Annotated in this window: 1 pseudogene; it reads left to right on the top strand. The window is 61.7% G+C overall.

Going from position 1 to position 1,046, the window contains the following annotated elements:
• Positions 1 to 94 precede the first annotated feature (94 nt).
• Positions 95 to 895, top strand: a pseudogene (locus F787_RS15850) (hypothetical protein); the annotation flags it as partial.
• Between the last annotated feature and the right edge of the window lie 151 nt (positions 896 to 1,046).

Genomic DNA, 1,046 nt, shown 5'->3' with positions numbered 1-1,046 from the left:
GAGCAACGGCCGCATCAGGCACTGGGCTATGCGGCGCCACGGGCCCACCCCGCGTTAAGCGCGTAGGGTGTGCAAAAACCCGGGGGTCATTACAGTGACCCGGTATCTGAATCATGACTCGAGCGGCGTCAACCGCTTCGACAGCATGAACCGGGAGTGGAAGGACGTCGTCGCCAAAGTCAAGAATGGCGCGAAGCTGAACAAGAACTCCGAAGAAGTCGAGAACACCGTCTCCAGCTGGCACCAGGAACAACGTGACCTGAGCCTCGTTCTTTCACGGAAACTCGGGCAGGCCGTCAAACTGCGCCTGAGCCGGACACACCGCACCGACCCGCAGGCCCGCCTGAAAAGTGATTGCGAGCTCCTCGCCTGCGAACACGTACTGCGCTGCGAACTGGACATCCCGCACGCCGCGGCCGAGCTTCACGTGGAAGCCAACCTCGAGAAACGCGTGATCGTCACGAGCATGCGGCTCGACGCACCGAAGGACAAAAAGAAGACCAGCGCCCGCGTCAACTGGCTACGCCGCCAGCTCGACAACGTCGAATCCGAGGGCTTCTTCGTCAAGGCGATCCGTCCGGGCAAGGCCGAATCCACGCAGGCCCCTCTCGGCCTGGTACTGGAAGACCCTGAACACCTCGAGTCCGAGAATACCGACGCCGTTCCAACTGCCTTCGAAGTGCGCTATGTGACCGATCAAGCCTCCCGCTTCTCCGGCAACAAGGTGTTCATCGAGGAACTTGAGCGTGCCGTGCCCCATTTCTACGAACAGGTTGGCCAGCGACTCCGGGCATGGGTGCCACCGCCGCCGAAAATGAAATCTGACCCCGTCAACACGGCGTCCGAGACCGAACAAGAAGAAGAGACCACCCCACAAGACGACGGGCCGAACTAACGACATGCCTGACCAATGGCACTGAGCATGCCCCCCGGGGCACCCCTAGGCTGCTGTAACGCCAGCCATGAGCCGCGCGGGTGCGACAGCACCCGCGTCGCGCTCCATGGCCTTGTTATGCAGCATCTAGCGGCTTGATGCGTTTCACTTC

The sequence above is a fragment of the Thioalkalivibrio sp. ALE19 genome (genome assembly GCF_000428605.1).
Classification (GTDB): Bacteria; Pseudomonadota; Gammaproteobacteria; order Ectothiorhodospirales; family Ectothiorhodospiraceae; genus Thioalkalivibrio.
This window is presented reverse-complemented; position numbering and strand designations above follow the sequence as displayed.